The organism is Paraburkholderia panacisoli (assembly GCF_008369935.1).
GTDB classification, from domain to species: Bacteria; Pseudomonadota; Gammaproteobacteria; order Burkholderiales; family Burkholderiaceae; genus Paraburkholderia; species Paraburkholderia panacisoli.
Map to the genome: position 1 here is coordinate 47326 of NZ_VTUZ01000040.1, position 13494 is coordinate 60819.

At 63.2% G+C, this 13494-nt stretch carries 12 protein-coding genes and 1 pseudogene; 6 read left to right on the forward strand and 7 right to left on the reverse strand.

Going from position 1 to position 13494, the window contains the following annotated elements; genetic code table 11:
- Positions 1–151: 151 nt before the first annotated feature.
- Positions 152–1075, forward strand: coding sequence for an amidohydrolase family protein (locus FVF58_RS38640; RefSeq protein WP_149674935.1), 924 nt, complete (start codon positions 152–154; stop codon positions 1073–1075).
- A 227-nt stretch (positions 1076–1302) separates the two neighbouring features.
- On the opposite strand, the gene FVF58_RS38645 is transcribed toward FVF58_RS38640, so the two are convergent.
- The 5 genes from FVF58_RS38645 to FVF58_RS38665 all read right to left on the reverse strand — a co-directional run bounded on the left by FVF58_RS38645 (position 1303) and on the right by FVF58_RS38665 (position 7638).
- Entirely contained in the window at positions 1303–2571 is a 1269-nt protein-coding gene (locus FVF58_RS38645; protein ID WP_149674936.1) for a cytochrome P450, read from the reverse strand.
- Positions 2568–3572 carry a biotin synthase BioB gene (gene bioB / locus FVF58_RS38650; RefSeq protein WP_149674937.1) on the reverse strand — a complete coding sequence of 335 codons (1005 nt, stop codon included), beginning with the start codon at positions 3570–3572 and terminating at the stop codon, positions 2568–2570. Before bioB ends, FVF58_RS38645 begins: the two co-directional genes overlap by 4 nt.
- Before the next feature lie 217 nt (positions 3573–3789).
- Positions 3790–4686 (reverse strand): hydroxymethylglutaryl-CoA lyase, encoded by an 897-nt coding sequence (locus tag FVF58_RS38655; RefSeq protein WP_149674938.1) that lies wholly within the window; start codon positions 4684–4686, stop codon positions 3790–3792.
- An 81-nt stretch (positions 4687–4767) separates the two neighbouring features.
- Entirely contained in the window at positions 4768–5409 is a 642-nt protein-coding gene (gene can, locus FVF58_RS38660) for a carbonate dehydratase (protein ID WP_149674939.1), read from the reverse strand.
- A 501-nt stretch (positions 5410–5910) separates the two neighbouring features.
- Positions 5911–7638, reverse strand: a complete 1728-nt coding sequence (locus FVF58_RS38665) for an AMP-binding protein (protein ID WP_149674940.1) — start codon at positions 7636–7638, stop codon at positions 5911–5913.
- 180 nt (positions 7639–7818) lie between these two features.
- Between FVF58_RS38665 and FVF58_RS38670 the strand changes: the two genes are divergently transcribed.
- The 3 genes from FVF58_RS38670 (at position 7819) to FVF58_RS38680 (ending at position 10088) form a co-directional block, all read left to right on the forward strand.
- The gene (locus tag FVF58_RS38670; protein ID WP_149674941.1) at positions 7819–8811 is read left to right on the forward strand and encodes an AraC family transcriptional regulator; all 993 of its coding nucleotides are present in this window, start codon (positions 7819–7821) and stop codon (positions 8809–8811) included.
- 498 nt (positions 8812–9309) lie between these two features.
- The gene (locus FVF58_RS38675; protein WP_149674942.1) at positions 9310–9669 is read left to right on the forward strand and encodes a DUF4148 domain-containing protein; all 360 of its coding nucleotides are present in this window, start codon (positions 9310–9312) and stop codon (positions 9667–9669) included.
- Between the two features lie 62 nt (positions 9670–9731).
- Positions 9732–10088, forward strand: coding sequence for a DUF4148 domain-containing protein (locus FVF58_RS38680; RefSeq protein ID WP_149674975.1), 357 nt, complete (start codon positions 9732–9734; stop codon positions 10086–10088).
- Between the two features lie 458 nt (positions 10089–10546).
- Here the strand turns inward: FVF58_RS38680 and FVF58_RS51845 are convergent, their stop codons facing one another.
- On the reverse strand, positions 10547–10705 hold the full coding sequence (locus tag FVF58_RS51845; protein ID WP_188131070.1) for a hypothetical protein: 159 nt from the start codon (positions 10703–10705) through the stop codon (positions 10547–10549).
- A gap of 1205 nt (positions 10706–11910) precedes the next feature.
- Between FVF58_RS51845 and FVF58_RS38690 the strand changes: the two are divergent.
- Positions 11911–12101, forward strand: a pseudogene (locus tag FVF58_RS38690) (hypothetical protein).
- Positions 12102–12181: 80 nt separating this feature from the next.
- Here the strand turns inward: FVF58_RS38690 and FVF58_RS38695 are convergent.
- Positions 12182–12649: a CBS domain-containing protein gene (locus FVF58_RS38695; protein ID WP_149674943.1), complete on the reverse strand. Its 468-nt coding sequence runs from the start codon at positions 12647–12649 to the stop codon at positions 12182–12184.
- Positions 12650–13072: 423 nt separating this feature from the next.
- Here FVF58_RS38695 and FVF58_RS38700 point away from each other — a divergent pair, with 423 nt between their 5' ends.
- Positions 13073–13492: a D-alanyl-D-alanine carboxypeptidase gene (locus FVF58_RS38700; protein ID WP_149674944.1), complete on the forward strand. Its 420-nt coding sequence runs from the start codon at positions 13073–13075 to the stop codon at positions 13490–13492.
- Positions 13493–13494 lie beyond the last annotated feature (2 nt).

The following is a 13494-nucleotide window of genomic DNA, read 5'->3' on the forward strand; positions in this document are numbered from 1 at the left end:
TTCCTGTACACGGCACTGTCGAATTGTCGCGAAGCTTCCCTCACTATACTTTTCATTCGTAAAATTTAGTGTATAGTGAAACAGAACGAAACGATGGGCAGAGCGACCTGCCCTGCTGCTAGTCCGGAATCCAGATCAGGAGACGATAGACATGTCGACGCAAAAGATAGACACGCACCAACATTTCCTCCCCAAGCTGTATGTGGACGCTGTAGGTCTCGACATACTGAACGCCGCTATGCCGAATGGAGTTGCCCCAACGTGGTCCGTTGAGGCGGCCCTCGCGATGATGGATGAAAATGGCATTGACGAGGGCATTCTGTCCATCTCGTCGGGCCCGACGATTCCGGATGCGGCGACATTGCTCCGGAAATGCAATGACTATGCAGCTGATCTCGGGGCCCGGCATCCCGGACGGTTTGGGTCCTTTGCCAGCTTGCCGCTGCCACACATCGACGCGGCCTTGCGCGAGGTGAGTTATGCCCTCGACGAGCTGAAGGTCGACGGATTCATTCTCTTCACGAACTATGACGGCATGTATCTGGGGGATCCGCATTTCACCCCGCTGCTGGAGGAACTGGATCGTCGTGGCGCCGTCGTTTTCGTTCACCCGAATCAACCGCCTCATGAGATACCGCGCGTCGCTCCGGCGTCTGTGCTGGAGTATCCGTTCGAGACGACGCGCACCGCGGCGAGCCTGATTATTTCGGGTGCGGTAACGCGGTTCAAGAATGTGCGGTTCATTCTGTCCCACGCCGGGGGGACGTTGCCTTTCCTCGTACCCCGTCTTGCTCTCTCCATTTCGATGATGCCTGGGGCAATCGAGCGCGTGGGTGACCCGCTTGAGGCGGTCAGATCCTTGTATTTCGACACGGCCCTTTCGGGAGGAGCGGCGCCATTGAGCGCGCTCGCGCAAATTACGACGCCTGATCACATCCTGTTCGGAACGGACTTTCCGTTCGCACCGACTGCCGCGATCCGGCAGTTCGGCGCCGTACTCGACGACATCGAGATTCCCGGTGTTGAGATGAATAAGGTGTACGGCGAGAACGCTGCGAGATTGCTGGGTCGGTAACCGGGGATTTGAATCGACAGAGCGCGGGCTCTGTCAAGTTGACGAACGGGGATCATCTGCGTGGTTAATCCATAGCTATCCTTAGCAGATGATCTTCTCGGCAATGGGAGAGAGCGGCCAACTGTGAAGCCGCACATCTGGCGTTCGCGCCTGCGGGTCGGTACGCCCCCCGCGAAATCTCCCCGGGGCTCAGTCAGGGCGAGCGCCAGACAATCCTGCTTGCGACTCTAACCAATGTGCCAGCTTTGAGCTGGCGCGGGGACATGTACCTGGAGCGTCGCCAGCCCACGGTAGACCGGATTGCGATTCCATCGAGGCCGGGGCTCCGAAAGGGCCAGCGCGGGCCAGCGGCGCATGAGCTGGCCGAACACGATCTCGGCTTCCATCATCGTCAGCGCCGCCCCGATGCAGACATGCGGACCGCTGCCGAACGAGAGCGGCGCGAACGCGCGCCGCCCGATGTCGAGCCGGTCGGGATCCGCGTAGCGACGCGGATCCCGATTGGCCGCGCCAATCAGCCCGAGGACCAGTTCCCCCCGGCGCAGCGGCTGTCCGTGCAGCACCAGGTCGGTCGCGACGCGCCGCCCGGTGTACTGGACCGGACTGTCGAAGCGCAGCAGTTCGCGCACCGCGCCTGTCAGCCGGTGTGGCTCGCGCCGCAGTTCGCCCCAGAGTCCGGGCTCGGCCAGCAGGTGGTACAGCCCATTACCGAGCAGATTACGCGTCGTCTCGTGCCCGGCGAACAGGAGCATCGCGCACTGCGCGATCAGTTCGGTGCGATCGGCAATCGTCCCGTCGCTCGCGGCGCGCGCGAGGCACCCGATCAGACCGTCTTGCGCGCCGCCGCTCGCGAGGCAGGACTCGAAGTAGCGGCTCATCCCGAGCAGGCTGGCCTGCGCGCGCCGCGCCTGCTCCAGCGTCGGCCGCGGCGCGCCAATGAATGCAGCGAGGCCGTCCGACCAGTCGACGAAACGGCCGTCGCAATCGCCGTCCACACCCATTAGCTTTGCAATCACCCGTGCCGGCAGCGGCCGCGCGAGCCGCTGCATGAAGTCGAAGCCGCGCCGGGCGTCCACGCCGTCCAGCAATTCGTCGACCAGTGCTTCGATATGCGGCCGCAAAGCGCGCAGCGCGTCAGGCCGGAAACCCGCATGCAGCACGCGGCGGATGCGAGGGTGATCAGGAGCGTCGAGAAACAGCATCGCGCGCGAGAACAGTTGCTGGAACCCCTTGAGCTCGCTGCGCGCGCCTTCGCCGCTATTCATCACCCAGCCGCCGGTCCGGCGCGCCGAGAAGCGCGGGTCGCGCAACATCGCCTCGACGTCCTCGTGCCGGGTGAGCAGCCATGCGCCGTCGAAGAACGCGTCGCTCCAGTGGATCGGTCCGGCCTCGCGCAACGTCTCGTACGCCGGATAAGGATTCTCCAGAAAGTCATCGTCGAGCAGCGGACGTCCGGACGGCGACGCCTCCCCGATCGGCAAAGGCTGCGCGCTCATACCGCACCTTCGCGCTGCACGCGCAGGCCCAATCGCTCGAACAGCGCACGGTCCCGCGCGGCCTGCGGATTGCTCGTAGTCAGCAGCCTGTCGCCATAAAAGATCGAGTTCGCGCCCGCGAGAAAGCACAAGGTCTGCACCGCGTCGTCCATCTGCTCCCGCCCCGCAGAGAGCCGCACCATCGCTCGCGGCATCGTGATGCGCGCGACCGCAATGGTCCGCACGAATTCGAGCGGATCGAGCGGCTCGATGCCGGCGAGCGGCGTGCCTTCGACCTGCACTAGACTGTTGATCGGTACGGACTCCGGGTAAGGGTCGAGATTCGCGAGCTGCGCGATCAGGCCCGCCCGCTGCAGGCGCCCTTCTCCCATGCCGACGATCCCGCCGCAACACACGTGGATGCCGGCGCCGCGCACGCGGGCCAGCGTGTCGAGCCGGTCCTGGTAGGTCCGCGTACCGACGATGCGGCCATAGTATTCGGGCGACGTGTCGAGGTTGTGGTTGTAGTAGTCGAGGCCGGCGTCTTTCAACGCGCCGGCCTGCTCCGCATCGAGCATACCGAGCGTCATGCAGGTTTCCAGTCCGAGCGCCTTCACCTGCCGGACCATTTCGGCCACGGCCTCCATGTCTCGCGGCTTCGGACTGCGCCATGCGGCGCCCATGCAGAAGCGCGTCGCCCCCTGGTGCTGCGCGATCCGCGCGGCCTCGACGACTTCCGCGACCGGCATCAGCTTGCCCGCTTTCACGCCGGTATCGAAATGCGCGGACTGCGGACAGTAGCCACAGTCCTCCGCACAACCGCCGGTCTTGATCGACAGCAGCGTCGACAACTGGATCTGGTTCGGATCGAAATGCTCGCGGTGCGTCTGCTGCGCGCGATGCAGCAGATCCATCAGCGGCAACGCAAACAGCGCGTCGACGTCTTCGACGCGCCATCGCGCATCCGGCTGCACGGCGGGCTTTGTCAGGGCCGACAAAGGAATGGTGGCGACGGTGTTCATGCAGTAACTCCAGATAAGGAAGGCCGGCCCGGATCGCCGTGCAAGGCAACAGCATCGAGCCAGGTGGCGATCGCCGCGAGAAGAAGACGCGTGCGACTCATGATGCGGCCCGAAGCGCGGCGGACAACGACAGCGCACGCGCGTTGTCGCTGACGATCAGCCACTGGATCGCCGTCCCGGACTCGGGCAGGCGCCATTCGAGCGACGGGCGGCCGGATCACGAACGCCTGCCGAGGACGGCCCGACCCACTCGCGACCCGTTGTCGCGGCCGAGTTGCGCCGAGATCCACGCGCCGCAATCCACCAGCGCATCCAGATCGACGCCGGTGCTGGCGCCGAGTCCGTGCAGCAGGTACACGACGTCCTCGGTCGCGACGTTGCCCGTCGCCCCCTTCGCATACGGACAGCCGCCCAGCCCGGCGACTGAGCTGTCGAACACCCGGAGCCCGAAGTCGTACGACGCGTGAACGTTGGCTGCCGCCATCCCGTACGTATCGTGGTAGTGCCCGGCCAGCGCGCCGACGGGCACCCGCGCCGCGACCGCTTCGAGCATGGGCAGCACCGAGCCCGGCGTGCCGACGCCGATCGTGTCGCCGAGCGACACCTCGTAGCAGCCGAGCTCATGCAGGCGTGCCGCCACGTGCGCGACCTGCTGCGGTGCAATCGCGCCGTCATACGGACACGCGATCACGCACGACACGTAGCCCCTGACCTTCACGCCCTGGCGTTTCGCGGCGTCGAGCACGGGCACGAAGCGCTCGATCGACTCGTCGATCGAGCAGTTGATGTTCTTCTGCGAGAACCCTTCCGATGCCGACGCGAACACGGCCACCTCGGTCGCGCCTTCGGCCACCGCGGCCTCGAAGCCCTTCAGGTTCGGCGTCAGCACCTGATAGTTCACACCGGGCCGGCGGCGCAATCCCCGCATCACGTCGGCCTGGTCCGCCATCTGCGGGACCCACTTCGGCGACACGAACGAGGTGACCTCGATATCGCGCAGGCCCGCCGCGGTCAGACGCTCGATCAGCTCCAGCTTGATCGCGGTCGATACGTTCTGCTTCTCGTTCTGCAGCCCGTCACGCGGACCGACTTCGACAATGCGCACCTGTTCCATCACTCGACTCCTTCGAAATCCAGCAACCCGGCCGCGTCGGCGACCTGCGTGTCCCGTTCCCTGGTGCCTTGAGCAGAAGTTTCAGCTCAGGCTCTGCAGGGAAGCGCGATAGCGCTCGTCCCATGATTGCCCACCGCTGACGCTCACGCCGAGCCGCCGCAGCAGCCCGTCGGCGAGGCCGTAGACGAGCCCGTGCACTTCGACGCGCTGGCCGCGATACCACGCGCGCCGCAGGATCGTCGTGCGGCACACGTTCGCGACCTGCTCGATGACGTTCAGCTCGACCAGCCGCCGGCTGCGCTCCGCGTCGTCGCAGCCGTCGAGCCGCGCGTCGTGCCGGTTCGCGATGTCCTCGATGTGACGCAGCCAGTTGTCGGCCAGTCCGGTCGAGCGGTGCTCGGCGACCGCCTGCACACCGCCGCAGCCGTAGTGGCCGACGACCATCACGTGCTCGACCTTCAGCGTCTCGACCGCGTACTGCAGCACCGACAGGCAGTTGAGGTCCGAATGCACGACGACGTTGGCGATGTTCCTGTGCACGAATACCTCGCCGGGTGCCAGCCCGAGAATCTCGTTTGCGGGTACGCGGCTGTCGGAGCAGCCGATCCACAGGTAGCGCGGCGATTGCTGCGCCGCAAGCCGGGTGAAGAAGTCCGCATCATCGGCGACGCGCTGATTCGCCCATGCGCGGTTGTTCGCGAATAACGTGTCAAGAGAGCACATCGCCGCCTCGCACCGTTTGCGGGTATCGCTCGCGCCCGACCGGCTTGCGCCGGATTTCGCCCGTGCCTGCACCGGGATCGAACGCGAGGCCGGATAGCTGAACCATGAAAGTCTCCTGTCGACCAGAGTTGACGCTTTAGCGTCTTACTCTGGTCCCATTCAAGATGGTTGCCGTAGTTGACGCTTTAGCGTCTTACTCTGGTCCCATGCAAGATGGTTGCCGTAGTTGACGCTTTAGCGTCTTACTCTGGTCCCATGCAAGATGGTCGCCGTAGTTGACGCTTTAGCGTCTTACTCTGGTCCCATTCAAGATGGTTGCCGTAGTTGACGCTTTAGCGCCTTACTCTGGTCCCATTCAAGATGGTCGCCGTAGTTGACGCTTTAGCGTCTTACTCTGGTCCCATGCAAGATGGTTGCTGTCGATGAAGATTGACACGCTTGACGCACGCCGCGCGCCCAAAAATCAGACGCCGACGGGACACAACGCGCCGGCGACCGCCATCAGTTCGGGCGGTCCTGCACGAGCTTGAGCTCCTCTATCATCCGCTCGCGCATCGCGAACTTCTGGGCCTTGCCGGTGACCGTCATCGGCATCTCGTCGACGAAGCGGATGTAGCGCGGAATCTTGTAATGCGCGATCTGACCGCGGCAGAAGTCGCGGATCTCGTCATCGGTGGCCTGCTCGCCCGCCCTCAGGATGATCCAGGCGCAGATCTCCTCGCCGTACTTCGAATCGGGCACGCCGAACACCTGCACTGCCTGCACCTTCGGATGGCGGAACAGGAACTCCTCGATCTCCCGCGGGTACACGTTCTCGCCGCCGCGGATCAGCATGTCCTTCACCCGGCCGACGATGTTGCAGTAGCCGTCAGCGTCGAGCGTCGCGAGGTCGCCGGTGCGCATCCAGGCGTCGCGCACGGCTTCCTGCGTGCGCTTTTCGTCGCCCCAGTAGCCGAGCATCACCGAATAGCCCCGGGTGCAAAGCTCGCCGGTCTCACCGATCGGCACCACGCTGCCGTCGACATCGACGATCTTGACCTCGAGGTGCGGCTGCACACGGCCGACCGTCGCCACACGCCGGTCGAGCGGGTCGTCGGTGCTGCTCTGAAACGACACCGGCGAGGTCTCGGTCATCCCGTACGCGATCGTCACCTCGCGCATGTTCATTTGCGACACGACGCGCTTCATCGTCTCGATCGGGCACGGCGCGCCGGCCATGATGCCGGTGCGCAACGTCGACAGGTCGTACTGCGCGAATTCGGGCACGTCGAGCTCGGTGATGAACATCGTCGGCACACCGTGCAACGCGGTGCACTTCTCGTCCGACACCGCCGCGAGCGTCGCCGACGGGTCGAACACCTCGCCGGGGAACACCATCTTCGCGCCGGTCGACACGCAGGCCAGCACCGACATCACCATGCCAAAGCAGTGATAGAGCGGCACCGGAATGCACAGTGCGTCCCGCTCGTCCAGGCGCATCGCCTGCGCGACGAAGCGCGCGTTGTTGACGACGTTGTGATGCGTCAGCGTCGCGCCCTTCGGATTGCCGGTCGTGCCGCTGGTGAACTGGATGTTGATCGGATCGTGGCAGCCGAGCGACGCCGTGATGTCGTCGAGCGATTGCCGATCCAGCATCGACGCACCGCGGGACACCACCTCGTCGTAGCCGAGCATGCCGGGCGTGCGCTCTTCGCCCATCCGGATCACGCACTCAAGCGCAGGGAGACGCGCCGCCGCCAGCTTGCCGGGTTCGCTCGCGGCCAGCTCCGGGGCCAGCGTCTGCAGCATCTCCAGATACTGCGACGTGCGCAGCCGTTCGGCAGAGACGATCGCGCGGCAGCCCGACGCGTTGAGCGCGTATTCCAGTTCCTGCAAGCGATAGGCCGGATTGATATTGACCAGGATCACGCCGATGCGGGCGGTCGCGAACTGCGTGACGAGCCACTCGACGCGATTCGGCGACCAGATGCCGAGCCGGTCGCCCCGCCGCAGGCCGAGCGACGCGAACCCCGCGGCCAGCCGATCGACTTCCGCGCTGAACTCGGCCCAGCTCCAGCGCACGTTCTGTTCGCGGAACACGACCGCGGGCCGATCGGCGAAGCGGGACACGGTATCGGCCAGCAGCGCGGCGATGGTGGCGCTCGACAACGGCGATTGCGTCGATCCCCGCACGTGCGACAGGTTGTCTCGCGGCGCGCTACCCGGCGGCGAGCCGGTTGGTTGGCTCATGGCTAGTCTCCTCATGTCACTTCGATATACGTGCAATTCACCGGTATCAGCTTAGGCGAGTGCGGCGCGCATGTTCTGCCGTTGTGGTAGCCTATCGTGCCAACTTGCGCCAGCCCCGACAGCGCCATGCCCGCCACCTCTTCCCGACGCGCGCCGCGCATCGATCGCGCCGCGACCCCAATGGCATTCGTGAATGCCGTGCTGCTCGGCTACGAGAAATACGGCGCCGATCCGTCGGACGCGCTGCGCGAGGCACAAATTGCGCCAGCGCTGCTGAGCGAACCTGGCGCCCGCGTGACAGCGGCGCAATTCGAAGCGCTGTGCCGCGTCGCGATGCAGCAACTCGACGACGAAGCGCTGGGCTGGTTCTCGCGCCGACTGCCCTGGGGCAGCTACGGCCTGCTGGCTCGCGCATCGCTGACTTCGCCGAACCTTGGCGTCGCGCTGAAACGCTGGTGCCGGCACCATCGGCTGCTCACCGACGACATCCTGCCGACCCTGACAGTCGCAGACGGCATCGCCACCCTCTCGATCGAAGAAAGACGGCAGTTCGGCGCGCTGCGCGAGTTCTGCCTCGTTACGGTGCTGCGCTACGTGCACGGGTACGCGTGCTGGCTGATTGACTCCCGCATTCCGCTGATCGAAACGGATTTCCCGTTCGAGCGGCCGCCGCACAGCACCGTCCATTCGCTGATCTTCCCGGGGTCGGTGCACTTCGGCCGGGACCGCGCATGCATGCGCTTCGCCGCCCAGTACCTTGCGTTGCCGCCCCGTCGCGACGAACGTGCGCTGCGCACGATGCTGCAGCACGCGCTGCCGCTCACCGTGTTGCAGTACCGGCGCGATAGGCTGTTGGCCAGCCGTGCGCGTGCGCTGATGATTGCCCGGCCGAGCGAGCCGCACACCGCTGCGGCGCTGGCCGACGCGCTGAACGTGTCGGTGCGCACGCTTCATCGTCAACTGGAAGAAGAAGGGACGACGCTGCAGACGCTGAAGGATGCGGTGCGACGCGAGCGGGCGATTGAGCAGCTATGCCGCACCACGCATTCGATCAAGCAGATTGCGCTGTCGATTGGCTTCACAAGCGAAAAGACGTTTGCGCGCGCTTTCCGGCAGTGGACTGGCGAGTCGCCGAGCGAATATCGGCAGAAATCGAGTGCCTCGACACGGTGAAGCAGGTTACGGCCGCGCTCCTCGCCGCGTTGACGAGGGTTTGTCGCGATAAGGAGGGTTGGGCGAAGCCAGCGTGCGCGTTCGCAGGAGCGGGACTCGCCTTGGCGACCATCCAGCCCCGCAAGTGATGTGCTTCGCTCTCGCCGGACGGCTGCAATTCGAGGGGAACCCAAGAATATGGCGGATGCCCGTTGCGCCTGCACGAGTTTGAGAAAGCATTCCCATCCACCGCTGCGCCGTCAAGGTGGCGATCCGAAACGTCCGCCGCAATGAAGTTGGAGTCAAAATAAAAACTCGCTCCTTCAAGCGCCGCGCCCGAAAGATTTGCTTCAACTTCGGGCGTGAACGGCTGCCTGACCGCGCCCCAATTTTGACCTGCGTGGTTTCTTGCAGATCCGGCTGACGCGATTTGGGCAAAGGCGGAATAGAAACTGATTTCGGGTGTTCGCCTCGATGTAACAGTTCCCTTTTTCCTTGCCATTGCATTAGGAGTGCGAAATGAATAAGCGGTTTGTACTGGGCCTTTCCATGATCGTCCTTGCCTCGGCCGGCATTGTCACCAACGCGTCCGCCGGGGAGAAGACCCGCGCGGAGGTCCGCCAGGAGCTGATCCAGGCAGAAAATAACGGCCTGCGTTTCGTGACAGACACGTCGTATCCCGACGTCAATCCGATCTTTGCGCAACAGGTCGCCCAACTCAAGCAGCAGCAGCAAGGCGGTACGGGTGCCGACACGTCAGGTTCGAGCGCCGCCGGCCACCGGGAAGCGGCCGGTAACACCCGCATCGCCCAAGGCCGGACGACCACGCCGGCCTGCGTTGGTCCGGTGAGCTTCTGCACGCCGTACTTCGGCAGCTAACGCACCAGACCCATCACAGATGCCCGGCTCTCGGGAACCACCGTACGTATTGAAGGAGATTGATCATGAAGACGCTCGTTTGCCTCACCCTCGCCATTAGCGCCCTCGCCAGCCCCGCCCTGAGTTTCGCGCAAAGCTCCCCGACCCAGCTGACGCGTGCCGAGGTACGCGCCGACCTCGTCCGCGTCGAACAGGCTGGCTACAGCCCGTCCCATAGCGCCGATGCAGACTACCCCGCCAATATTCAGGCAGCTGAAGCGAAGATTGCCGCACAGGACGGCAGTCATCTTGCAAACGAAGCGGTGGGCGGCGTAGCCCAGCACGGCGCATCCGACGCTGGTGCCCCAACACATGCGAAGGCGGCGACTTCCTCCTGCGTCGGTCCGGTCAGCTTCTGCGACGTTTTCTTCGGCAGCTAATGCCGCCGCGCGGCCACCGAAACGACATCCGCCGCGCGTCACTGCAAAACATGAACAGAACGCTCATCGCATCGTTACTGGTGGTGGCCCATGTTTGACATAGGCTGTGAACGTCGACAAAGCCCGCACGCCGACATCTCGATCTGGCCTCGGCTTGCTGCGGGTACGTCGTGGACGAACGAAGGTACAACTTCATCCAGTGTTCGCTGGCCCCACCGTTCGTCGGGCTGGAGCTAAACGTTAGACGATGGGTCGCTCGGGGGCCTACGGTGAGCGTTTGCAGTCGGGAGGGTGAACGGCCGTTTTTCGGAGAAGCTCACTGAAGGGCTGCAATGGGTCCGGTTATCGCCCCGGTGATCGACGCAGACCGGCGCTCCCTTCACGTGCACAGCCACTGGCAAAATCGCTACCAGTTTCACTGATCCGCCCCGCTTCGCGCGGGGCTTTTCGTTCCTGCGTCACGGCCTGCGGTGTAACCAGTCGCGCATAGGGTGCGTATCCAGCCATCGGAATTGCCGATTCCTGTGATGTTCGCGTCTGTAGTGCTCCGCAACCAGGATTGCCGCCACGATCAGGACGATCACCCCAAGCAGCATCCCCGAAATGGACTCGACCATGGCCGTCTCCTTGCTTGTCGCGATCATGCTTATATCTTAGGTGATGGCAAGGAGCGTGAACGACGAATATCTGGCGCGGCTGACGGGGGTACGAACGCTCGTCAACTGCCAATACGGCTCGCGAGACCGTTACCTGAGAACTACCGGCATCTATCCCAATATTTGGCATATCGCGAAAACTGGCCTACAGTATTTATCAGACGTAAAGCAATCGGTCGCAGGCCAAAAGCAGATATGGGGGCGCACATGGGAACGTTCCTTGATCAGAGCATCGCGCATATTGCACGCGTGATGATGCCGTCATTGATAGGAGACCTCGGCAGGCCAATCCTGCCGCCTCAATACTGGCGCGGACGGCTCCACGAGCTTCTGGATGCGACTCACCTGACGCGCGCCCAACTCTGCGCGGTGGATTGTCTGCTGCTTCAACTGGACGACTTCGAAGCCAAGGGCCGACCGACGCCAAGGGGAAGCACTTGTCCGTGTCGCTCGAAATCTCGACAACATCGAACGCCGCACCAGAACATTTCTTGATCCAGGCCTTGGGGATTCTTTCCGGCGTTCGCATAAAAAGAAGCCGCAGGACTTGCCTACGGCTACTTAACACACAAAACGCGGGGTACGTCCGCGGAAACGAAAGCCTACAGTTCAGATATGCCGGCAACAAGCGAAATGGCCATGATTTGCATCTCTTTGCCACATTCGCAACACGGCTCGTCCTTCAGCTAATTTCCACTGTCGCTACTCGCAACGTTAATACGGGGGCGACCGCACGCGGAGCAGAGTCGCCCTCGACTGCGTGTGAATGGCTCGTCGGACGCGGGACGTCCGGGCGTAACGAAGGCCGACTGGACAGCGAGGTACAGCCATCCCTGATGCATTGATCCGGGTGCGTCGGAAGGATGCCGAATGTAGTGGTCACGGAGCACCGCCCATTGTGCGCGCAGCACCTTTGCGCGCCAAGGCATCGACGGCGCCATCTCGCTAGTTCGTTTCCTCCAATCGAAGCTTGCATACGAAGTCGAATCAGTATGTGAAGCAAATGCGGGAAGTGAATCCAGCAATCGCAACTCTTGCATGCAATCGTCGGTGATGAGTCGACTACGGTCTCTCGTCGCTCTTGTGCGTGAGGTATATATCCCGGCGAGCACGATCACGGGTCAAGGTGATCGCGTCGCCGATAGTTCAACTACAAGGACTTCCGTATCGACGCGTCGCCTCTTGATGAAGGCGGCCATTACTACGCCCGTGCAAAATTTACCGGCGCGCCTTGGTGGGCGGCGACACCATCGAGGTCAAATGGTCGGGAGATCTCGGCGACGACCCCTCCGACGCAGCCGCTATCGAGGCGGCGCAGCGCTGGGCGATCCAGTGGTGCGACGAGAACTCGGCATAGGCCAAGCGATTTGACTCCTCGAATCAGCTCATTGGAAACAGTCATGCAGCCTTGCAATGCCCGTCGCGCATTGGAAGCGCTTAATAGGCGCCACCGGTATCGATCGTCAGGTAGAGCATGTCATGCTCGAGCATGCTGATGAAATGTTCGTCCTCCACGATCAGTTCCTCGAGGACGTCACTATTGGATAGCACGCCGATAACCTCTCCGGAATCGATGACCGGCAGATGCCGGATCCGCCGCGTATGCATTAACGCCAGGCACTGTTCACAGGTGTGCTCGGGCGTGACGTAAAGCACCTGGGTAGTCATGATCTCGTCAACCTTCGTCTCGGCGGCGCTGCGGCCGACCAGTTCGACCTTGCGGGCGTAGTCGCGCTGGGACAGGATGCCGACAAGATCGCTGCTGTGCAACACCAGCACGGTGGTGACATCCTGGTCGGCCATCAAACGCAGCGCCGTTAGCACTGAGTCAGCGGGGCCGACCGAGATCACTTCCCGAGGGTTTTCAGCCAGAATTTGCCGAGCCGTCTTTCTCTCCTTTTTCATGGTCGTCTCCAGTAGAGGACCGGCATTTGCGCACGCCAGTGCCATCGATCTGCTCACGAAGGAAGGGTGGCGTCCGCCAAACCTGCGTAGTCACCCAGCAAAATTTCGGCCGCTGTGGTCCACGTCCGCTATTTGCCTTCCCATTTTTCAATCAAACTCGAATTGAAGTGTAGTCCGCTTCATGGGCATCAAACCAGAGCGACCGCAAGTTCAAGCACACCAGATTCATTCGTGACCCTGGGCTGGGCACGTTCGGGTGAAACGAGAAATCAACCGCTCAGACGCCGGTGAAGTTCGCGCTAGCCGAAAAATACACACCGGGCGACGATAGAGGTCCGTTGAGCCCCAGTATCCGACGCGCAGCGGCGTCGCCGACATCTACGCGATGTTGGCAAACGGGCGTGTGACGCATCGCCGTGTCGTCTGACGGGCAATCTTGGCCTCGACGGTGCGGGGTTCGATTTTCCGAGCAATGGCAGCGGCACGCCCGACAGTCGCGCGACCGCCCGCACGACCGCGACGCTCCTGAGCGCGATGAGCCGCCTGCCGATCTATACAGCGTATCTGAACGCCCTGCCGATTCTCGGCGTCGACGGCTCTCTCGCGGCCATCGACAAGAATGTAGAGGGCAAGGAGCACATCTTCGTCAAGAGCGGCGCGACCGTTTCCAACGGCCAGATGATCGCGATGAACATGGCGGGCTACATCGATGCCAAAAGTGGACGCCACCTCGCGTATGCGCTCTTCGTCAACAATGCCGGCCCCGTCACCGCGCTCACCGACACGCTCGACGTCTTCGACGACGAAGCGCAGATACTCGGCATCGTCTATTCGAAATACTGAGC

Excerpts from the sequence above, each read along its gene's own strand:
- FVF58_RS38640 (WP_149674935.1), top strand. The coding sequence starts at position 152 with ATGTCGACGCAAAAGATAGACACGCACCAACATTTCCTCCCCAAGCTG.
- FVF58_RS38645 (WP_149674936.1), bottom strand. The coding sequence starts at position 2,571 with ATGAGCGCGCAGCCTTTGCCGATCGGGGAGGCGTCGCCGTCCGGACGT.
- bioB (WP_149674937.1), bottom strand. The coding sequence starts at position 3,572 with ATGAACACCGTCGCCACCATTCCTTTGTCGGCCCTGACAAAGCCCGCC.
- FVF58_RS38655 (WP_149674938.1), bottom strand. The coding sequence starts at position 4,686 with ATGGAACAGGTGCGCATTGTCGAAGTCGGTCCGCGTGACGGGCTGCAG.
- can (WP_149674939.1), bottom strand. The coding sequence starts at position 5,409 with ATGTGCTCTCTTGACACGTTATTCGCGAACAACCGCGCATGGGCGAAT.
- FVF58_RS38665 (WP_149674940.1), bottom strand. The coding sequence starts at position 7,638 with ATGAGCCAACCAACCGGCTCGCCGCCGGGTAGCGCGCCGCGAGACAAC.
- FVF58_RS38670 (WP_149674941.1), top strand. The coding sequence starts at position 7,819 with ATGGCATTCGTGAATGCCGTGCTGCTCGGCTACGAGAAATACGGCGCC.
- FVF58_RS38675 (WP_149674942.1), top strand. The coding sequence starts at position 9,310 with ATGAATAAGCGGTTTGTACTGGGCCTTTCCATGATCGTCCTTGCCTCG.
- FVF58_RS51845 (WP_188131070.1), bottom strand. The coding sequence starts at position 10,705 with ATGGTCGAGTCCATTTCGGGGATGCTGCTTGGGGTGATCGTCCTGATC.
- FVF58_RS38695 (WP_149674943.1), bottom strand. The coding sequence starts at position 12,649 with ATGAAAAAGGAGAGAAAGACGGCTCGGCAAATTCTGGCTGAAAACCCT.